Below are 18,427 nucleotides of genomic sequence, written 5' to 3'. Positions count from 1 at the left end.
GCGCTCAGCCGCCGCCGATCAGGGCGCCCGCCGCAAAGACCAGCGCGCCACCCACCACCACCTGCACCACCGCACGCAGGATCGGGGTTTCCATGAACTTGTTCTGAATCCAGGCGATCGCCCACAGCTCGATAAAGACGACGATCATCGCAATGACCGTGGCGGTCCAGAAATCGGGGATCAGATAGGGCAGCGCGTGGCCAAGCCCGCCTACGGCGGTCATCACCCCAGACGCGAGGCCGCGCTTGAGCGGTGAGCCGCGCCCCGAGATGACGCCATCGTCATGCGCCGCTTCGGTGAAGCCCATCGAGATGCCCGCCCCGGTGGCCGCCGCCAGACCCACCAGAAGGGTGGTGTGGGTGTCTTGCGTGGCGAAGGCGGTGGCAAAGATCGGCGCCAGGGTCGAGACCGAGCCGTCCATCAGCCCGGCCAGACCCGGCTGCACCCAGGTCAGGATGAACTGGCGATGCGCCGCGCGGTCCTCTTCGGCCTTGGCGTCCTCGGTCAGGTGGGTCTGGACCAGTTGTTCGGCCTTTTTCTCATGGCCCATTTCGGCGGCCGCCAGATCGCCCAGCAATTTGCGGGTGTCGGCGTCACTGGTGCGTTGTGCGGCCAGTTTGTAGAATTTGCCCGCCTCGCGTTCCATCGCTTCGGCCTCGCCGCGGATCGTGTCGAGCGACAGATTCTCGGCCAGCCACACGGGCTTGCGCGCGTAAAACCCCGCGACATGTTCGCGCCGGATCAGCGGAATCACCGCGCCGAACCGCGCACGGTGGCGGTCGATCAGCATCTGGCGGTGATGATCCTCTTCCGCTGCCATATCCTCGAACACCGCCGCCGAGGCCGGGTAATCGGCGCGCAGCCGTTCGGCATAAAGGCGATAGATCTGTGCATCGTCTTCTTCGGACGAGATTGCCAGCGCCAGAACCTCTTGTTCGCTCAGCTCCGAAAAGCGGCGGCGGGATGCAAGACCGGGGATCATCGCAGTTCCTTTCCTGGAATGATTCTAAATTATTTGCGGAATTATCGACCGCAACACATATTTTTGAACCGATGGGTTCACTTTGCACTTGCAGAAATGAACCGAACTGTTCATTTCACTTATGAACGAAACAGTTCACTTTTGGAGACGACTCATGAAACGCATCGCACTCAGCCTCGTATTTGTCAGCCTGACCGCTGCTTCGGCCATGGCCGGCAGCTTCAGCTTCGATCTTCCACGCATCACCTTCCCGGGGCAAGACGGGCAAGTGACGCAGCTGTGCAATCCGCTGGTTCAGTCCTGTGAGGAATGACGCGCACCCAGATGCGCCGCGCCGCGTTCGGCGGCCAGGCGCATCTGGTGTTCGCGTTCGCGAAACCGGGCGCGGTCGGCCTCGGAATATTCGCCGATGCAGCGCGGGCAGCTGACGCCCTGCTCAAAATTCGGGCTGCGTTTGTCTTCGGCCGAGACTGGACGGCGGCAGGCATGACAGCTGTCGTAATCGCCCTGCTTCAGCCCGTGCTTCAGGCTGACGCGCGTGTCGAACACGAAACAATCACCCTGCCACAGGCTGTCTTCCTCGGGCACGTCTTCCAGGTATTTCAAGATCCCGCCGCGCAGGTGATAGACATCTTCCACGCCCTGGCTCAGCAGGTAATTCGTTGATTTTTCACAGCGGATACCGCCCGTGCAGAACATCGCCACGCGCTTGTTGTGAAACCGCGCGGCGTTCTCTTCCCACCATTTCGGAAATCCCCGAAAACTGCGGGTGCCCGGGTCGATGGCGCCCTTGAAGGTGCCGATCTCGACCTCGTAATCATTGCGGGTGTCGATCACCACCACGTCGGGCGCCGAGATCAGCGCGTTCCAGTCGGCCGGTTCGACGTAATGGCCGACCGCGGCGCGCGGGTCCACGTCGGGCTGGCCCATGGTGACGATCTCGCGCTTCAGCCGCACCTTCATCCGGCCGAAGGGCATTTCGGCGGCACCGCTCTCCTTCCAGATCAGATCGGCACAGCCGGGCAGGGCGCGGATATGGGCCAGCACCGCGTCGATGCCTGCACGCGGGCCGGCGATTGTGCCATTGATGCCTTCGCGCGCCAGCAGGAGCGAGCCTTTGACCCCTGCCTCCTCGGCCAACGCCAGCAGCGGCGCGCGCAGGGCGGCAGGGTCGTCGAAACGGGTGAAATGATAGAGGGCGGCAACGGTGAACATGCGCTTCTCCTACGCCCAAGGGGCGGTGCCCCGCAAGCGCGATTGACCGCGAGGCCTGCGCGCCCTACCCATTGGGGGACCGAAAGGGAGTGCCATGACCGACGTGACCGAAGCGCTGATTGTCATTGATGTGCAAAACGATTTCTGCCCCGGCGGTGCGCTGGCGGTGGCGGGCGGGGACGAGATCATCCCGCGGATCAACCGGCTGATGCAGGAATTCCCGGTGACGGTGCTGACCCAGGACTGGCACCCCGAGGAACATTCGTCCTTTGCCGCGATGCACGAGGGCGCGGCGCCCTTCACCCAAGTTGACATGCCCTATGGGCCGCAGACCCTGTGGCCGGTGCATTGCGTCTGGGGCACCGAGGGCGCGGCGTTTCACCCGGGCCTGAGCACCGACCCTGCCGATCTGGTGATCCGCAAGGGGTTCCGCCCGCAGATCGACAGCTATTCCGCGTTCTTCGAAAACGACCATGTCACGCCGACGGGTCTGGCGGGCTATCTGCGTGAACGCGGGATCACCGATCTGACCTTTGTCGGGCTGGCGCTGGATTTCTGCGTTGCCTGGTCGGCGATTGACGCCACCAAGCTGGGCTTCAACGTGCGGGTGCTGGAAGGTGCGTGCCGGGCGATCGACCTGGACGGATCGCTGGAGGCCGCGCGCGCGGCGATGCGCGCGGCTGGCGTGGCACTGGAACAATGAGCTGGAGCCCCGAGATGGTCGATATCGCCACCCGCGTCTATAACCACAAATGGCAGATCGACCCGATCGTACGATCCCTGATCGACACCGATTTCTACAAGCTGCTGATGTGCCAGTCGGTGTTTCGCAACAAGCCCGACACGCAGGTCACCTTCAGCCTTATCAACCGCTCGAAATCCATCCGCCTGGCCGAGCTGATCGACGAGGCCGAGCTGCGCGAGCAACTGGATTACGCGCGCGGGCTGCGGCTGACACGGGGCGAAAGCACCTGGCTGCGCGGCAATACCTTCTACGGCAAGCGGCAGATGTTCCGCCCCGATTTCATGGCGTGGTTCGAGAATTTCCAGCTGCCGCCCTATCATCTGGAAAAACGTGACGGGCAATACGAGCTGACCTTCGAAGGCAGCTGGCCCGAGGTCATGTTGTGGGAAATTCCCGCGCTGGCGATCCTGATGGAGCTGCGCTCGCGGGCGGTGCTCAAATCCATGGGGCGGTTCGAACTGCAGGTGCTATATGCCCGCGCGATGACCCGCGTCTGGGAGAAGATCGAGGCGCTGCGTGGCCTGCCCAACCTGAAAATCGCCGATTTCGGCACCCGGCGGCGGCACAGCTTCCTGTGGCAGGACTGGTGCGTGCAGGCGATGCTGGAAGGTCTGGGCGATGTTGCGAAGGGCGGGGCCTTCACCGGCACCTCGAACTGCCTGATCGCGATGCGGCGCGACATCGAGGCGGTGGGCACCAATGCGCACGAACTGCCGATGGTCTATGCCGCGCTGGCCGAGACGGACGCCGAGTTGCGCCAGGCGCCCTATCGCGTGCTGGCCGATTGGCAGGAGGAGCACGAGGGCAACCTTCGCATCATCCTGCCCGACACCTACGGCACCCGGGGCTTCCTGAAGCATGCCCCCGACTGGCTGGCGGGCTGGACGGGTATCAGGATCGATTCGGGCGATCCGGTGGCGGGGGCGGAAACCGCGATCGACTGGTGGCGGGCCCGGGGCGAAGATCCGCGCGAAAAGCTGGTGATCTTCTCGGACGGGCTCGACGTGGCGGAAATCCAGCGGCTGCACGCGCGGTTTGCGGGGCGCGTCAAGGTCAGCTTCGGCTGGGGCACGCTGCTGACCAATGATTTTCGCGGGCTGGTGCCCGATGACGGGCTGGCGCCGTTCAGTCTGGTGTGCAAGGCGGTGGCGGCAAACGGGCGCCCGACGGTCAAGCTGTCGGACAACCCGCAAAAGGCGATGGGCCCGGCCGATCAGATCGAACGCTACAAACGGGTGTTCGAGGTCGGCGCGCAGCAGTCTTTCGACGTGCTGGTCTGACGCGGCTCAGCCGGTCAGACCGTTCAGCACCACATAGATCAGCGCGGACAGCGCGGCCGAGGCGGGCACGGTGATGACCCAGGCCGCCGCCACCGTCAGCATATGCGAGCGCCGCACCAGCAACCGGCGTGAGCGTTCCTCGGGCGGCACCGGCTTGCCCTTTTGCAGGCCCAGCAGTCGCGCGCGCCGCTCGGCGTGCCATTCGCGGTAGAACCCCACACCAAAGATCGCGCCGACCGCGATATGGGTCGAACTGACCGGCAGGCCCAGCCAGCTGGCGATGATGACGGTGATCGCCGCCGACAGCGCGACACAGAACGCGCGCATCTGGTTGAGCTTGGTGATTTCCGAACCGACCAGCCGGATCAGCTTCGGCCCGAACAGGATCAGACCGACCGAAATCCCCAGGGCCCCCACGACCATCACCCACAGCGGGATGCCCACCTGCGCGGTGACATCGCCGTCCTCGACCGCATGCACGATGGCGGCCAGCGGTCCGACGGCGTTGGCCACGTCATTGGCGCCATGCGCGAAAGACAGCAGCGCGGCCGATACCACCAGCGGCAGCGAGAACAGCTTTTTCAGGGATTTCTTGCGGTTCTCCAGCCCCTCGGACTGTTTGCGCACCATCGGCATCGCGATGGCCCAGCCCGCAAGCCCCACGGCGCCGCCGATCAGCAGCGCCTCGCCCAGCGAGACATGGACGATCCGTTTCAGGCCCTTGAGCGCAAGATAGGCCGCGAATGCCCCCGCCATGATGCCGATCAGCACCGGCACCCAGCGGCGCGCGGCGCTGATCTTGTCTTCGGCATAGATCAGCTTGGCCTTGATGAAGGCAAGGAAGGCCGCGGCGATCACCCCGCCCAGTACCGGCGAAATCACCCAGCTGGCCGCGATCGTGCCAAGCGCGCCCCAGTTGACCGCGCCGAACCCGGCGGCAACGATGCCCGCGCCCACGACGCCGCCGACGATGGAATGGGTCGTCGAGACCGGCGCACCAAGCGCGGTTGCCAGATTGAGCCACAGCGCCGCCGCCAGCAGCGCGGCCATCATCGCCCAGATGAAATGCGTGGAATCGGCCACCGCATCGGGCGCCAGAATCCCGGTCGAGACGGTCTTGACCACATCGCCCCCGGCCACCAGCGCGCCCGCCGTTTCGAACACCGCCGCGATGATCAGCGCCCCGCCCAGCGTCAGCGCATTCGCCCCCACCGCCGGGCCCATGTTGTTGGCAACATCGTTGGCCCCGATGTTCAGCGCCATATAGGCGCCGATCGCGGCTGCGGCGATCACGATCAGATTGCCCGGCTGCGACCCCATCAGGATGCCCGCGGCCACGCCCACCAGCACGATGAAGGCCAGCGCGATCCCGGGGGCCACCAGCGGGCGCGCGACGAACTGTGTCGCTTCCTCCAGATGCCCGATCCGGCGCAGATCCTTGTCGAGCGTCTTCCACTGATTGACCGGAGGCGTTGCCATTGTCACATTTCCATCGCGAAACTGTTACATATCGCGGCGGGCCTAGCGGGTTTGCCCTCACAAAACAACCGGGGAATTGTTACAGGGCGCGCAGAATGGCTTTCAGCCCCTCTTCGGCCACACGTTCCGCTGCGATCTCGGGGCTGACCCATTCGCGCTCGCGTCGTCCGGCCTCGGGGTAATGTTCCGACAGGCTGTCGGTCTCGACCGCAAAAACCCGCACTTCGCAGCGCAAGGCCATGCCGCCGTCCTGCATCTTGAGGTAAAAATAGCTGCCCAGCGGGGTGTGGCGGACCTTGCCGCGGATGCCGGCCTCTTCCCAGGCTTCCTGCAGCGCGGCCCCGGCCAGGCTGCGCCCCTTCATCGGCCAGCCCTTCGGAATGATCCAGCGCCCGGTTCCGAGCGAGGAAATCAGCAGCACCTCGGGCTTGCCCTTGTGGCGGCGCAGGCAAATGGCGCCGACCTGCAGATAGTGCGGGCGGCGCCCCAGAAGCCCCGCGATGATCTCGCCAAGCGCGCTCATGCCGCGGCCTCCCACGGTGTGCGTCCGGCCAGCAGATCGCGTGCAAGCCCGGCGGCACGCGCCGCATAGCCGCGCAGGCGCGCATCGCCCGCCGCCACCCGCGGCACGATCCAGCCCGCCGAGGCAAACCCCCGTAGCGCCACGAACAGCGGCAGCAGGGCGGCCTGATCGTCAGGCAGCGCGCGCAGGCTGCGATAGCCAGCCAGCAGATCCGCCGCCTGCCGCCCCATGTCCGGGTCGCCCCAGCTTTGGATCAGGGCCGAGGCCAGATCGTAAAGCCGCCATCCCGGCCCGCAATCGTCGAAGTCGATCAGCGCCATCCCGTCCGGCGTCGCCATCACATTGCCGCGGATCACATCGGCATGGATCGGCCCGAAATCCCGCGCCGGCGCCAGTTGCCGCCCGGCCAGATCGCGGGCGGCCAGCAGGTCGGCGCGTTCGTCAGGGTGCAGCGCCGGATTGTCCCAGAACCGGCCCCAGAACGGGTGCTCACCCAGCAGCGCCCCGGCATCCCAGGGTTTGCGCGCGAAGGGCTGCGGGCAGGCGCCGGCATCGGTGGCGTTGTGCAACCGCGCGATCAACGCGCCCAATTCGCCCGCGCGCGCCGCCACGGCAGAGCCCGCAAGCGGCTGATCGGCCTGTCCCAGCGGCGCACCGTCCAGCCAGCGCAGGCAGGACACCACGCGCCCGCCCAGGCCCGCCGTCAGCCGCCCGTTCACCGCCGCAACCGGGGTGGCCACCGGCACACCTGCCGCGGCCAGACGCGCGCACCAGTCCAGCTCTGCCTCGATCGCCGCGCGCCCCTGATAGCCGGGGCGGTGCAGCCGCAATGCGGCCCGCGTGCCATCGCGCAGGACCGTTTCGAACACCACATTCTCGCTTTGCCAGACCAGCCGCAGCGGCGCGCCCAGACTGCCCCAATGCGCCAGCGCGCTTTCGGCCTGGGCCAGATCATTCATCATCGCCGCCCACCTTCCCGCGCAGCGCCTTGACCTCGCCCCGCACCGTCTTGGCCTTCAGCCGCCGCCGCTGGCTGCCCAGCGTGGGCTTGGTCGCCACCCGCCGTTTCGGCGCGACCAGCGCCTGCGCGATCATCTCGGCCAGACGTTCGCGCGCCAGTTCGCGGTTGCGCGCCTGGCTGCGGGTTTCCTCGGCCCGGATCACGATGGCGCCGTCCGAGGTCCATTTCCGCCCCGCAATCCGTTTCAGCCGCGCCTTGACGGCGGGCGTCAGATGCGGGCTGCGCTCGGCCTCGAAGCGCAACTCGACCGCGGTCGAGACCTTGTTGACGTTCTGCCCGCCCGGCCCCTGGGCCCGGGTGAAGCTCTCGGTCAGCTCCCAATCGGCGATGAAGGTGGTGTCGTTGATCCGCAGCATGGCGCCAAGCTACCCGGAATGCGGGGAAACGAAACCCCCCTTCATCTTGCGATAAATACCTTGCGGGGGCCCGGGGGTGCAAAACCCCCGGCTTCAGGCCTGCAGACGGGTGCCGTCCTGCCCGGTGATGCGCAGCCGCATCAGGCTGCCCTCGGGCATGTCGCGGTCAAAGGCCACTTCGGTGAAATACTCGGTCCGGCCCAGACGCGGCCCCTCGGTCAGGATCATGCGTTCCTGCCCGACCTCGGCCGCCAGATGCCGCTCCAGCGCGGCTTGCCCCGCAGCCCGCAGCCGCGCCGCGCGTTCCTTGATCGCGGGACCTTTCACCGCGGGCATTCGCGCCGCGGGCGTGCCCTTGCGCGCCGAATAGGGGAAGACGTGCAGGAAGGTCAGGCCGCAATCGTCAACCAGCCGCAACGAGTTTTCGAACATCGCCTCGGTCTCGGTCGGGAAGCCCGCGATGATGTCGGCGCCAAACACGATGCCCGGGCGCAGCCTGCGCGCCTCTTCGCAAAAGGCGATCGCATCGTCGCGCAGGTGGCGGCGCTTCATCCGTTTCAGGATCATGTCGTCGCCATGCTGCAGCGACAGATGCAAATGCGGCATCAGCCGCGGCTCGGTCGCGATGGCCAGCATCAGGTTCTCGTCAGCCTCGATACTGTCGATCGAACTGATCCGCAGCCGCGCCAGATCGGGCACCAGCCGCAGAATGCGCATCACCAGATCGCCCAGCCGCGGTTCACCCGGCAGATCGGCGCCCCAGCTGGTCAGGTCGACCCCGGTCAGCACCACCTCGTTGAAACCGCGATCCACCAGCCGCTTGATCTGTTCGACCACGACCCCCGCCGGGACCGAGCGCGAATTGCCCCGCCCGAAGGGGATGATGCAGAAGGTGCAGCGGTGATCGCAGCCGTTTTGCACCTGCACATAGGCGCGGTGCCGGCCGAACCCGTCGATCAGATGGCCCGCGGTTTCCTTGACCGACATGATGTCATCGACCATCACGCGTTCAGTGTCGCCGATGAAATCGGGGCCTTGCGGCGCCATCTGGGCCCAGGTTTCGGCCTGCATCTTTTCGTGGTTGCCGATGACGCGGGCGACCTCGGGCATGGCGGCGAAGGTCTCGGGTTCGGTCTGCGCGGCGCAGCCGGTGACGATGATCGTGGCACCGGGGTTTTCGCGGCTCAGGCGGCGGATTTCCTGCTTGGCCTTGCGCACGGCCTCGGCCGTCACTGCGCAGGTGTTCACCACCACGGCATTCTCGATCCCGGCCTGCGCCGAGAGTTCCTTCATCGCTTCCGTCTCATAGGCATTCAGACGGCAGCCCAGCGTGGCAAAAATCGGGGGCTTCATAGCGCGGCCAGAAATTCCGGGGTCAAGACCCCGGTGAAGACAAGCGCTGTCGGGCCGGTCATCCAGACGCCATCCGCGCGCCAGTCGATTTCCAGCCGTCCGCCGTCGACATCGACGATCACATGGCGCCCGGTCAGGCCGCGCAGATGCGCCGCAACAGCAGTGGCGCAGGTGCCCGACCCGCAGGCCAGCGTGATCCCCGCGCCGCGTTCCCAGACCCGCATCCGCAGATGGTCGGGCGCGGTGAGAGAGGCGAATTCCACATTGGTGCGCTCGGGGAACAGCGTGTCATGCTCGATCGCCGGGCCAAGCCCCGCGACATCGACGGCCTCGGCATCGTCGACGAAATAGATGCAATGCGGGTTGCCCATGCCCACGGCGACCGGATCGCCCGCCAGCGGCAGGGCCATCGGATCGCCCGCCACCGGAATCGCCGCAGCCTCCAGAATCGGGTCGCCCATGTTCACGCTGACCAGCCCATCGGCCCGCCGCCGCGCCGACAATTGCCCGCGCGCGGTGGTCAGCGTGACCGTATCCTGCCCCAGCTGACGCATCATCCAGTCACTGACGCAGCGTGTGGCGTTGCCGCAGGCACCGGCTTTCGACCCGTCAGAGTTCCAGAACTCCAGCGTGAAATCAGTCTGTTGCGCGGGCTTGATGACTGCCAGCTGGTCGAACCCCACGCCGCGATGCCGATCGCCAAGCGCCCGCGCCAGCGCAGGGGTCACCGGATCGTCGCCCACCCGGGCGTCGATCACCACGAAATCATTGCCCAGCCCGTGCATTTTCATGAAGGGCAGGCCCAAGGGCGCGCGTGTCTGTTCCATGGCGGCGATATACGCCCCGCAAAAGGTTTTTTCCAGTAGCTCGATTTTTCCGTGAATTTGCCCTTGACCCCCCCGGCCCACGCCTTTAGAGAGCCGCGCAGTGACAGGCTGAACACGCAGCCTGCGACCGACACCGCTACGCAGTGTCCCATAGGTGAGAGCCGGTAGCTCAGCTGGTAGAGCAACTGACTTTTAATCAGTAGGTCCAGGGTTCGAACCCCTGCCGGCTCACCATTATCCCTGAATTTATGCCACGCGATGACCGGGTTGTTCATTTGTGCAACTGGGCCGTTCTGCGTGTATGGCATGCCCCGTTTTTCGACCAGAACTGCACTCTGTTCTACGGTGGCCGTTGTCCCGGCGCTGTTGCGGCCGGGCGGGTAAGAAAACGGGGCCCGCTGGGGGCCCCGTTCTGGTCGATCATGTTGCGCTTACTGGGTGGCGCAGGCGCGGATCTTTTCGATGTCCGGGCCGTTCGGGTTGCGGCCCAGGTTGAACGGCGCCGAGGCCGAACGCCAGTTCGAATAGTCCTGCAGATATTCCAGCTGGCTCAGGTAAACCTTGGCCGAGGACGGGTTTTCGCAGGCGACTTCCTCGATCACGGCGTTGGCCATGGTCTGAATCTTGGCCAGCGCCTCGTCGTCCATCCGGGTGATCTCGTTCACGTCCTTGAACTGCTTGTAGGCGTCATTCGCGCGCCGTTCGGTGAAGGCCAGCGACCACAGCAGGTTCGCCTCGGCCGCGATTTCCAGTTTTTCCTGGGTCTCGGGGCTCAGCGCGTCCCAGGCCTGCTTGTTGATCATCACCCCGAAGATCGAGGCCGACTGGTGCCAGCCCGGCGTCGCCCAGTATTGCGTGACCTGCTGGAAGCCGCCCGACCAGTCGACGTTCGGGGTCGAGAATTCGGCCCCGTCGATCACGCCGCGTTCCAGCGACTGATAGATCTCGCCGCCGGCCATCGACACCTGCGACCCGCCCAGCTGGTTCAGCAGACGGCCCTGTTCCAGCCCCGACAGACGCAGGCGCTTGCCCTGCAGATCGGCGATGGTGCGGATCGGCTCCTTGGTGTGGAAGCCGGATTCGTTGTTGGTCACCGCATAGGGCAGATAGACCATGCCGAACTTGCCGTAGACTTCGTTATACAGCTCCTTGCCGCCCCATTCCTGAATCCAGTTCACATAGTCGACGGCGTTGAACAGGCTGGCGGTGGTGGCCAGCGGCGAGAAGGCCGCATCGCGCCCCGCCCAATAGCCGGGCCAGTCGCCGCCTGCCTGGATCGTGCCGCTTTCGACGGCGCCGAACACCTCGCCCGCGGGGACAAGGCTGCCGCCTTCGAAGAATTCGATCTTCAGATCGCCGCCGGTCAGCTTGTTCGCCAGTTCGACGAAATGCTTGTCCATCTCGATCAGTTCGAGCGAGTTCGGCCAGGTGGTGGTCATCTGCCAGCTGGTCTCGGCCTGGGCGGCAACGCCCGCCCCGATCAGCGCCAGCGTGAACACCCCGGTTTTCAAGGTCTTGGTATGCATCAACTTCTCCTCCTCAGTCAGTGCAAGTTTCGTCATTTGGTGTTGTAAAGTGTGTCGGGCAGCCAGGTGATCAGCTGCGGGAACAGGGCCAGCGCCAGCGCCATCATCACGATCAGCGCGATGAAGGGCATCACGCCCAGGATGATGTCCGACGTCTTGATGCTGCGCGGCGACAGGGCGCGCATGTAGAACAGCGCATAGCCGAAGGGCGGCGTCAGGAACGAGGTTTGCAGGACCACCGCGGTCAGCACCACGAACCACAGCTCGCTGATGCCCATTTCCTTCACCACCGGCAGGAAGATCGGGAAGGACAGCAGCACGATCCCGGTCCAGTCTAGGAACATCCCCATCACGAAGATCACGAGCATCATCATCGTGATCAGCATCCAGGGCTCCATATCCAGGCCGCGCATCATGTTCTGCGCCGCATGCAGGCCGCCGGTGATGTTGAACACGCCGGTGAAGGCGGTCGCGCCGACCACGATGAACAGGATCATCGCCGAGGTGCGCCCGGTTTCCCACAGCGCCGAGGCGAAGGTCGCCCATTCGAACCGGCCGCGGAAGATCACGATCAACAGCGCCAGGAACGCGCCGATCGCCGACGCCTCGGTCGCGGTGGCGATGCCCGCCAGCATGGTGCCCAGAATGCCGAAGATCAGAACCAGCGGCGGCAGCGCCTCGAGCAGCAGCATCGGCAGCAGCTGCGACACCGGCACCCGTTCTTCCATCGACACGGGCGGCGCCAGATCGGGGCGGAACAGCGCAACCAGCGCGACATAGCCCGCATAAAGCAGACCCAGAATCACGCCCGGCACCATCGAGCCCGCGAACAGCTCGCCCACCGAAAGCGACGAATTCGACGACATCAGGATCAGCATGATCGAGGGCGGAATCAGAATTCCCAGACAGCCCGAGGCGGCAATCAGCCCCGTCGTCAGCCGCTTGGAATAGCCGTATTGCAGCATCGGTTTGAGCGCCATCACCCCCATCACGGTGATCGAGGCGCCGATGATGCCCGTCGTCGCCGCCAGCAGGATCGAGATGAACACGACCGCAAGGCCAAGCCCGCCGGTCACACGCCCCATCAGCAGCCGCAGCGTTTCGAACATCCGGTCGGTCACGCCGCTGTCGGACAGGAAGCGCGCCATCAGCACGAACAGCGGAATCGCAATCAGGATGTAATTGTCCAGCACCTCGCCGAAGATGCGGTTGATGACGATGCCCAGCACCATCGGCTTGCCCGCGATCAGCGCGCCCAGCACCGCGGTGCCGCCCAGAACGAAGGCCAGCGGATGGCCCATGAACAGACCCAGCAGCAACAGCCCGGCCATGATCAGACCGATGACCTCACCCGACATGATGATGCTCCTGCTTGTTCAGCGCCAGTTTCAGCACCTCGGAGATGCCCTGCAGCAGCAACAGCGCCGCCGCGACCGACATCGCGATCTTGACCGGATAGACCGGCAGCTGGATCGCGCCATAGGTGGTTTCCTTCTGCGCCAAGGACCGCATCGCGAAATCCCAGCTGCGGGTGGTGAAGACCCAGGCGAAGGGAAAGAAAAAGATCAGATAGCCCAGGATCTCGACCACGCGCCGCGGCCCGTGCCGCATCGTCTCGGTCAGCAGGTCGACGCGCACATGCGCCTGATGGCGCAGCGCATAGCCGCCCAGCAGGATGAAGTAGAAGCCATAGAGTTGTTTCGTCAGATCGAACGCCCAGAGTGTCGGCGCGTTGAAGCCATAGCGCAGGATCACGTCATAGATGATCATGCCCGCAAAGATGACTGCAACGAAGGCCACGACACGGCCCACGATCTCGTTCAACCCGTCGATCAGACGGATCAGCACCATTAGATTTCCTCCCAAAACTCAGATGACCGGCGCGAAACGCACCAGTCACCTCCCCTGCGGATGATTAAAGGGCGGGATGCGACAGTTTGACATGGGTAAATGTGCAGAGGTAGGTTGCACAAATGCAGACGAGTTTTGACTGGAACGATCTGAAGTTTTTCCTAGCCCTGTCGCGCCTGAAGCGGATGACAGTGGCGGGCCGGGCATTGGGCATCGACCAGACCACAGTGGCGCGGCGGATCCGCGCGCTGGAGAAATCGGTGGGCGCGCAGTTGTTCATCCGCGACGAGGCCGGATATGCGCTGACCCAGGCGGGCGAACGCCTGTTGCCGATCGCGCTGGATGTGGAACGGTCGAGCACCCGCGTGCACGAGCAGATCGTGGGCGAGGCCGGGCGTCTGGCGGGCACCGTGCGGATCGGCGCGCCCGACGGGTTGGGCACCTATATCGTCACCCCGCTTCTGGCCCGGTTCCAGCGTGACAATCCCGATGTCGACGTGGCCCTGGTGGTGCGCTCGCGCCAGTTCCAGATGTCGCACCAAGAGGTGCATCTGTCGCTGGATTTGTCTTTGCCCACAAGCGGCAGGCTGCTGGCGCGGCGGATGACGGATTACCACCTGCATTTTTTTGCCGCGCCCGATTACCTGCGCCGCTATGGCCGCCCCGAAAAGCTGCGCGATCTGCGCCATCACCGGCTGGTGGGGTATATCCCCGAGATGCTGTTTTCGGATGAATTGCGCTATCTGGAAGAACTGGGAATCACCACGCCGGTGGGCTTTGCCTCGACCTCGATGATCGCGCAGCGCGAGGCCGTGCGCGAGGGCGCGGGGCTGGCGATCCTGCCGCGCTTCATGGCGCTCGACGACCCCGATCTGGAGCCGGTTCTGGTCGATGATTACGTCCTGACCCGCACCGTCTGGATCCTCAGCCATCAAAGCACCGAAGACCTGGCGCGGGTGCGCGTCGTGTCGGAATATCTGCAACAGGTCGCGCGCCGGGAACGCCACCGCTTTCTGATCCACTAGGCCGCGCGCCGGCAAATTGCCTTCCCTAGCGTCAACTTTTCCGGCGATGGACAACCAAGGCGCGAATGCGCTCAGTTTGCCGCGGAGGAGGGCGCCCCGGTTCGGGTGCGCCGCGATGGGGAGGAGAGAGCGTGCTGTCTCGCAAAGAGAGCTATGCCGCGACGGTTGCGGCATTTCAGTGGGAAATTCCCGAACGGTACAATATCGGGCAGGATGTCTGCGACCGCTGGGCCGCGACCGATCCTGAAAGGATCGCGCTGATCGAGGTGGCCGAAGACGGCTACGGCCCGGTCCGCAAGACCACATTCGCCGAATTGCGGGCGGCATCGAACCGTTTCGCCAATGTGCTGACCGGGCTGGGGTTGGGCGGCGATGGGGTTTCGGCCGGGGATCGCGTGGCGATCCTGTTGCCGCAGCGCCGGGAAACCGCCATCGCCCATGTCGCGGCCTTCAAGGCGGGGTGCATTTCGCTGCCGCTGTTCACTCTGTTCGGCCCCGAGGCCCTGCTGCACCGGCTGCGCGACAGTGGCGCGCGGGTTCTGGTGACCGATCATGCAAGTCTGCCGGTGATTGCCGCGATCCGGCAGGACTTGCCTGATCTGGAGGTGGTCTTCGTTGTCGACGGCCCTGCCGAGGGTGCGCAGGATTTCGACGCCGCGCTGGCGGCGGCCCCGGATGCCTTCACCCCGGTCGACAGCCTGTCCAATGCGCCAGCGACCCTGATCTATACCTCGGGCACGACGGGTAATCCGAAAGGTGCGCTGCATGCGCATCGGGTGCTGCTGGGCCATCTGCCCGGCGTCGAGATGAGCCATGATTTCCTGCCGCAACCGGGCGATTGCATCTGGACGCCGGCCGACTGGGCCTGGATCGGCGGCTTGCTCGACGTGTTGCTGCCCGCGCTGCACCATGGCGTGCCGGTCGTTGCCTGCCGGTTTCGCAAGTTCTCGGCCCAGGCGGCGGCCGACCTGATCCGCCGCTTCGGGGTGCGCAATGCGTTCCTGCCGCCCACCGCGCTCAAGATGATGAAGGCCGACCCCGGCAGCGCGGACTGGGCGCTGAACATGCGTTCCGTCGCCTCGGGCGGAGAGCCGTTGGGCGCGCAGCTGCTGGAGTGGGGGCGGCGGGCGCTTGGCGTCACGATCAACGAATTCTACGGCCAGACCGAATGCAATATGGTGGTGTCCAGTTGCTCGGCGCTGGCCGACCCCGAAAACGGGGTGATGGGCTGGCCGGTACCGGGCCACCGTGTCGATGTGATCGACGAATCCACCGCTGAACGCCTGCCCGATGGGTCCGAGGGGGCGATCGCCATTCTGGCGCCCGATCCGGTGATGTTCCTGGGCTACTGGAACCAGCCTGCGGCGACGGCGGCAAAGTTCATGATTGGCCCCGAAGGGCGCTGGCTGGTGACGGGCGATCGTGGTCTGCGGCGCCCTGACGGGCGGCTGGTGTTCAAGGGGCGCAATGATGACATCATCTCGACCGGTGGCTATCGGGTCGGCCCGGCCGAGATCGAGGATTGCCTGATCGCGCATCCGGCGATTGCCATGGCGGGCGTGGTCGGCCAGCCCGATCCGCTGCGCGGCGAGATCGTCGCGGCCTTCGTCACGCTGCGTGCCGGGCACAGCGACAGCCCCGCGTTGCGTGACGAGATCGCGGCCCATGTCCGCACGCGTCTGGCCGCCTACGAATACCCCCGCGCGATCTATGTCGTGGCGGATCTGCCGGTGACGACCACGGGCAAGATCATCCGCGGCGATCTGCGCAAACGCCTGACCGAGGAGACCCCGCAATGACCGAAGCCGCCGTTTTGTTCGACACCGACGGGCCGGTTGCTCGGATCACCCTGAACCGCCCGGCGCGGCGCAATGCCATCGACGGCGCGGCGGCGGCGGGGCTGACCGATGCGCTGGCCCGGTTCGAGGCCGACCCGGATCTGCGCGTCGCCGTGCTGTGCGGCGCCGGCCCGGTATTTTGCGCGGGGATGGATCTGGCGGCCTTTGGCGCGGGTCAGGTCGAAGAGGTGCTGTTCGGCCCGGGCGGCTTTGCCGGCCTGACAGAGGCGCGGCGGACCAAGCCGCTGATCGCGGCGGTGCATGGCGCGGCGCTGGCGGGCGGGTTCGAGCTGGCGCTGGCCTGCGACATGATCGTGGCCGAGGAGGGCTGCCGCTTCGGCCTGCCCGAGGTGATCCGCGGGCTGGTGGCCGGGGCGGGCGGTGCGCTGCGTCTGGCTACGGTGATCCCGCCTGCGCGGGCGCGTGAAATCCTGCTGACCGGACGGATGATCGACACCGCCGAGGCCTGGGATCTGGGCCTGATCGCGCGCCGCGCCGCGCCGGGGGCGGGTGTCGAAACCGCGCTGGACCTGGCACGCGAGATTGCTGCCAATGCGCCTTTGGCGGTGGCCGAGACCCTGCGCCTGAGCCGCGCCACCGAGGCCGCGCAGATGGCGCCGCTCTGGCCCGAGAACGCGCGCACCCTGCGGGCGATCATGGCCAGCGAGGACGCGCAGGAAGGCGCCCGCGCCTTTCTGGAACGCCGCGCGCCGCAATGGCAGGGCCGCTGATCCGGGCGCGCGGTCAGGCCGGAAATTCGGGACGGCGCGCGGCCACGCCCAGCTTGCGCTCCAGCGCCATGCCGAGGCTGAGCAGCGCGCCTTCCTGAAACAGCCGCCCCCAGAGCGAGATGCCCTGCGGCACGGTGAAACGCGCGCCGTGCCCGGCGCTGCCACCATCGCTGAGGGTTGCGGCCCCCAGTGCAGGCGCGCCGCGGGTTGTCAGATCCAGAAACCCGGCGCGCAGATGCAGGCAGGGGTGGCCGGTAAAATTGCTGGCGACCAGCATCGGCCCTGTTGAAAACGGGCCGATCAGCACGTCGATTTCCGAAAACAACGCGTCGAGCGCCAGCATCACCTGATAGCGCAGCCGATCCAGCTGCACATGATCGACGGCGGACAGGAAGCGCGCCTTGCGGAATGTGTTGGGCCAGGCGGTGTCGTCCTGCCAGCGCAGCGTGTCGTCGGCGCCGCTGAGGGTCAGATCCTCGAAGTTGGCTGCGGCCTCGGCATAAAGGGCGTTCATCAGTGCGCCATAGGGCAGATCGGGCAGCGATACCGGCACAACCTCCAGCCCCAGTCGCTGCGCCGCGGCCAGGGCCTGCCGATCCACCTCATTCGCGCCCTCGTCAAAGGCTTCGGGCAGGTAGCCAAGGCGCATCCCGGCGATCCGGGCCGTCGCATCGAACTGGAACCCTGCCGCGATCGAGCTGCGATCGGCCGGATCGCCGCCGTTCAGCACCGACAGAACCATCGCCGTATCCTCGACACCGCGGCAGATCGGGCCGACCTTGTCGAGCGATCCGCACAGGGCCATCGCCCCCGCGCGCGAGACCCTGCCAAAGGTCGGGCGCAGCCCGGTCGTGCCACAGCGTTGCGAAGGCGCGGTGATCGAGCCAAGCGTTTCCGTGCCGATCGCGAAGCCACACAGCCCCGCCGCCGTTGCCGAGGCCGAGCCTGCGCTGGACCCGTTCGCGCCTTCGTTCAGGTTCCACGGATTGCGGGTCTGCCCGCCATACCAGATGTCGTTATAGGCCAGCGCCCCGACCGTGGTCTTGCCAAGCAGCACCGCCCCGGCGGCACGCAGCTTGCGCACGATGGCCGCATCCGCATCGGGCACCCGGTCGCGATAGGGTTCGGCCCCCCATCCGGTGACGATCCCCTTGGTGTCGAACAGATCCTTGAGGCCGTAGGGAATGCCATGCAGCGGGCTCAAACGGACGCCCTGCGCCAACAGGGCCTCGGCGGCGTCGGCCTCGGCGCGGGCCAGATCGGGCGTCACCCTGGCCCAGCACAGCAGCCGCGGGTTCAGCGCCTCGATCCGGGCAAGGTAAATCTCGGTCAGGCGGCGGCTGCCCAGAACGCCGGTGGCGATCCAGTGGGACAGCGCCGGCAGATCCGCGAAGGCGATGTCTTCATCGCGTTCGGGCAGCGGCCCGGGATCGCGGTGCGAAAAGCGCAGCTGATCGCGCAACGGGGGCATCTGGGTGTTTGGCAGGCGCGGGTCGAAGCGCAATGCCATCGGCGCGGCATTGGGCAGGGCCAGTTGACGGCGCGCGATGGCCGCGGCGATCTGCCCGTCAAGATTGCCCGCCATCTGCGCCCGTTCCCGCGCGGTGTAGGCGATGCCCAGCAGACGTTCGGCGGCGGCGATCTCGGTTTCGGTGATCTGTGCGCTGGACATGGG

18 protein-coding genes and 1 tRNA gene are annotated in these 18,427 nt (G+C 66.1%); 7 read left to right on the top strand and 12 right to left on the bottom strand.

All coding sequences use genetic code 11. The features are described 5' to 3' along the window. Positions 1–4 precede the first annotated feature (4 nt). Entirely contained in the window at positions 5–982 is a 978-nt protein-coding gene (gene mbfA, locus P2G62_RS09825; protein WP_275734716.1) for an iron exporter MbfA, read from the bottom strand. Between the two features lie 154 nt (positions 983–1,136). Between mbfA and P2G62_RS09820 the strand changes: the two genes are divergently transcribed. Continuing rightward, entirely contained in the window at positions 1,137–1,295 is a 159-nt protein-coding gene (locus P2G62_RS09820; protein WP_275734715.1) for a hypothetical protein, read from the top strand. On the opposite strand, the gene P2G62_RS09815 is transcribed toward P2G62_RS09820, so the two are convergent. Continuing rightward, entirely contained in the window at positions 1,277–2,197 is a 921-nt protein-coding gene (locus P2G62_RS09815) for a rhodanese-related sulfurtransferase (RefSeq protein ID WP_275734714.1), read from the bottom strand. The genes P2G62_RS09820 and P2G62_RS09815 overlap by 19 nt on opposite strands. Before the next feature lie 94 nt (positions 2,198–2,291). Here P2G62_RS09815 and pncA point away from each other — a divergent pair, with 94 nt between their 5' ends. Beyond that, positions 2,292–2,900 (top strand): bifunctional nicotinamidase/pyrazinamidase, encoded by a 609-nt coding sequence (gene pncA / locus P2G62_RS09810; RefSeq protein ID WP_275734713.1) that lies wholly within the window; start codon positions 2,292–2,294, stop codon positions 2,898–2,900. A 14-nt stretch (positions 2,901–2,914) separates the two neighbouring features. Then, positions 2,915–4,222: a nicotinate phosphoribosyltransferase gene (gene pncB / locus P2G62_RS09805; RefSeq protein WP_275734937.1), complete on the top strand. Its 1,308-nt coding sequence runs from the start codon at positions 2,915–2,917 to the stop codon at positions 4,220–4,222. A gap of 6 nt (positions 4,223–4,228) precedes the next feature. On the opposite strand, the gene P2G62_RS09800 is transcribed toward pncB, so the two are convergent. The 6 genes from P2G62_RS09800 to dapF all read right to left on the bottom strand — a co-directional run bounded on the left by P2G62_RS09800 (position 4,229) and on the right by dapF (position 9,781). Then, complete coding sequence (locus P2G62_RS09800) at positions 4,229–5,701, bottom strand: inorganic phosphate transporter (protein WP_275734711.1); 1,473 nt, start codon at positions 5,699–5,701, stop codon at positions 4,229–4,231. A 79-nt stretch (positions 5,702–5,780) separates the two neighbouring features. Beyond that, positions 5,781–6,224 (bottom strand): NUDIX hydrolase, encoded by a 444-nt coding sequence (locus tag P2G62_RS09795; RefSeq protein ID WP_275734710.1) that lies wholly within the window; start codon positions 6,222–6,224, stop codon positions 5,781–5,783. After that, positions 6,221–7,186 (bottom strand): phosphotransferase, encoded by a 966-nt coding sequence (locus P2G62_RS09790; protein WP_275734709.1) that lies wholly within the window; start codon positions 7,184–7,186, stop codon positions 6,221–6,223. The genes P2G62_RS09795 and P2G62_RS09790 overlap by 4 nt, the downstream gene beginning before the upstream one ends. Continuing rightward, positions 7,176–7,601, bottom strand: coding sequence for an alternative ribosome rescue aminoacyl-tRNA hydrolase ArfB (gene arfB, locus P2G62_RS09785; RefSeq protein WP_275734708.1), 426 nt, complete (start codon positions 7,599–7,601; stop codon positions 7,176–7,178). Before arfB ends, P2G62_RS09790 begins: the two co-directional genes overlap by 11 nt. A 93-nt stretch (positions 7,602–7,694) precedes the next feature. Then, positions 7,695–8,954 (bottom strand): tRNA (N(6)-L-threonylcarbamoyladenosine(37)-C(2))-methylthiotransferase MtaB, encoded by a 1,260-nt coding sequence (gene mtaB / locus P2G62_RS09780; RefSeq protein ID WP_275734707.1) that lies wholly within the window; start codon positions 8,952–8,954, stop codon positions 7,695–7,697. After that, entirely contained in the window at positions 8,951–9,781 is an 831-nt protein-coding gene (gene dapF / locus P2G62_RS09775) for a diaminopimelate epimerase (RefSeq protein ID WP_275734706.1), read from the bottom strand. The genes mtaB and dapF overlap by 4 nt, the downstream gene beginning before the upstream one ends. A gap of 158 nt (positions 9,782–9,939) precedes the next feature. On the opposite strand from dapF, the gene P2G62_RS09770 reads away from it, so the two are divergent. Then, a tRNA-Lys gene (locus P2G62_RS09770) sits at positions 9,940–10,015 on the top strand. Between the two features lie 197 nt (positions 10,016–10,212). Here the strand turns inward: P2G62_RS09770 and dctP are convergent. Genes dctP through P2G62_RS09755 form a run of 3 tightly spaced genes read right to left on the bottom strand, consistent with a single transcriptional unit; the run spans position 10,213 to position 13,158 of the window. Continuing rightward, entirely contained in the window at positions 10,213–11,307 is a 1,095-nt protein-coding gene (dctP, locus tag P2G62_RS09765; protein ID WP_275734705.1) for a TRAP transporter substrate-binding protein DctP, read from the bottom strand. 32 nt (positions 11,308–11,339) lie between these two features. Beyond that, positions 11,340–12,665, bottom strand: a complete 1,326-nt coding sequence (locus tag P2G62_RS09760; RefSeq protein WP_275734704.1) for a TRAP transporter large permease subunit — start codon at positions 12,663–12,665, stop codon at positions 11,340–11,342. Next, positions 12,655–13,158 carry a TRAP transporter small permease subunit gene (locus P2G62_RS09755; protein WP_275734703.1) on the bottom strand — a complete coding sequence of 168 codons (504 nt, stop codon included), beginning with the start codon at positions 13,156–13,158 and terminating at the stop codon, positions 12,655–12,657. Before P2G62_RS09755 ends, P2G62_RS09760 begins: the two co-directional genes overlap by 11 nt. A 122-nt stretch (positions 13,159–13,280) precedes the next feature. Between P2G62_RS09755 and P2G62_RS09750 the strand changes: the two genes are divergently transcribed. The 3 genes from P2G62_RS09750 to P2G62_RS09740 all read left to right on the top strand — a co-directional run bounded on the left by P2G62_RS09750 (position 13,281) and on the right by P2G62_RS09740 (position 16,752). Beyond that, the gene (locus P2G62_RS09750; RefSeq protein ID WP_275734702.1) at positions 13,281–14,183 is read left to right on the top strand and encodes a LysR family transcriptional regulator; all 903 of its coding nucleotides are present in this window, start codon (positions 13,281–13,283) and stop codon (positions 14,181–14,183) included. A 131-nt stretch (positions 14,184–14,314) separates the two neighbouring features. Further along, positions 14,315–15,982: an AMP-binding protein gene (locus tag P2G62_RS09745; RefSeq protein WP_275734701.1), complete on the top strand. Its 1,668-nt coding sequence runs from the start codon at positions 14,315–14,317 to the stop codon at positions 15,980–15,982. Further along, positions 15,979–16,752, top strand: coding sequence for an enoyl-CoA hydratase-related protein (locus P2G62_RS09740; protein ID WP_275734700.1), 774 nt, complete (start codon positions 15,979–15,981; stop codon positions 16,750–16,752). The genes P2G62_RS09745 and P2G62_RS09740 overlap by 4 nt, the downstream gene beginning before the upstream one ends. Before the next feature lie 13 nt (positions 16,753–16,765). On the opposite strand, the gene P2G62_RS09735 is transcribed toward P2G62_RS09740, so the two are convergent. Then, positions 16,766–18,424 carry an amidase gene (locus P2G62_RS09735; RefSeq protein WP_275734699.1) on the bottom strand — a complete coding sequence of 553 codons (1,659 nt, stop codon included), beginning with the start codon at positions 18,422–18,424 and terminating at the stop codon, positions 16,766–16,768. Between the last annotated feature and the right edge of the window lie 3 nt (positions 18,425–18,427).

The organism is Paenirhodobacter sp. CAU 1674 (assembly GCF_029222945.1).
Lineage (GTDB): Bacteria > Pseudomonadota > Alphaproteobacteria > Rhodobacterales > Rhodobacteraceae > Rhodobacter.
Note: the sequence above shows the minus strand (reverse complement) of the source record. Positions and strands in the feature narration are given on the sequence as shown.

What these genes read in the sequence shown, in the direction of transcription:
- mbfA (WP_275734716.1), bottom strand. Translation starts at nt 982, where the DNA reads ATGATCCCCGGTCTTGCATCCCGCCGCCGCTTTTCGGAGCTGAGCGAA.
- P2G62_RS09820 (WP_275734715.1), top strand. Translation starts at nt 1,137, where the DNA reads ATGAAACGCATCGCACTCAGCCTCGTATTTGTCAGCCTGACCGCTGCT.
- P2G62_RS09815 (WP_275734714.1), bottom strand. Translation starts at nt 2,197, where the DNA reads ATGTTCACCGTTGCCGCCCTCTATCATTTCACCCGTTTCGACGACCCT.
- pncA (WP_275734713.1), top strand. Translation starts at nt 2,292, where the DNA reads ATGACCGACGTGACCGAAGCGCTGATTGTCATTGATGTGCAAAACGAT.
- pncB (WP_275734937.1), top strand. Translation starts at nt 2,915, where the DNA reads ATGGTCGATATCGCCACCCGCGTCTATAACCACAAATGGCAGATCGAC.
- P2G62_RS09800 (WP_275734711.1), bottom strand. Translation starts at nt 5,701, where the DNA reads ATGGCAACGCCTCCGGTCAATCAGTGGAAGACGCTCGACAAGGATCTG.
- P2G62_RS09795 (WP_275734710.1), bottom strand. Translation starts at nt 6,224, where the DNA reads ATGAGCGCGCTTGGCGAGATCATCGCGGGGCTTCTGGGGCGCCGCCCG.
- P2G62_RS09790 (WP_275734709.1), bottom strand. Translation starts at nt 7,186, where the DNA reads ATGATGAATGATCTGGCCCAGGCCGAAAGCGCGCTGGCGCATTGGGGC.
- arfB (WP_275734708.1), bottom strand. Translation starts at nt 7,601, where the DNA reads ATGCTGCGGATCAACGACACCACCTTCATCGCCGATTGGGAGCTGACC.
- mtaB (WP_275734707.1), bottom strand. Translation starts at nt 8,954, where the DNA reads ATGAAGCCCCCGATTTTTGCCACGCTGGGCTGCCGTCTGAATGCCTAT.
- dapF (WP_275734706.1), bottom strand. Translation starts at nt 9,781, where the DNA reads ATGGAACAGACACGCGCGCCCTTGGGCCTGCCCTTCATGAAAATGCAC.
- dctP (WP_275734705.1), bottom strand. Translation starts at nt 11,307, where the DNA reads ATGCATACCAAGACCTTGAAAACCGGGGTGTTCACGCTGGCGCTGATC.
- P2G62_RS09760 (WP_275734704.1), bottom strand. Translation starts at nt 12,665, where the DNA reads ATGTCGGGTGAGGTCATCGGTCTGATCATGGCCGGGCTGTTGCTGCTG.
- P2G62_RS09755 (WP_275734703.1), bottom strand. Translation starts at nt 13,158, where the DNA reads ATGGTGCTGATCCGTCTGATCGACGGGTTGAACGAGATCGTGGGCCGT.
- P2G62_RS09750 (WP_275734702.1), top strand. Translation starts at nt 13,281, where the DNA reads ATGCAGACGAGTTTTGACTGGAACGATCTGAAGTTTTTCCTAGCCCTG.
- P2G62_RS09740 (WP_275734700.1), top strand. Translation starts at nt 15,979, where the DNA reads ATGACCGAAGCCGCCGTTTTGTTCGACACCGACGGGCCGGTTGCTCGG.
- P2G62_RS09735 (WP_275734699.1), bottom strand. Translation starts at nt 18,424, where the DNA reads ATGTCCAGCGCACAGATCACCGAAACCGAGATCGCCGCCGCCGAACGT.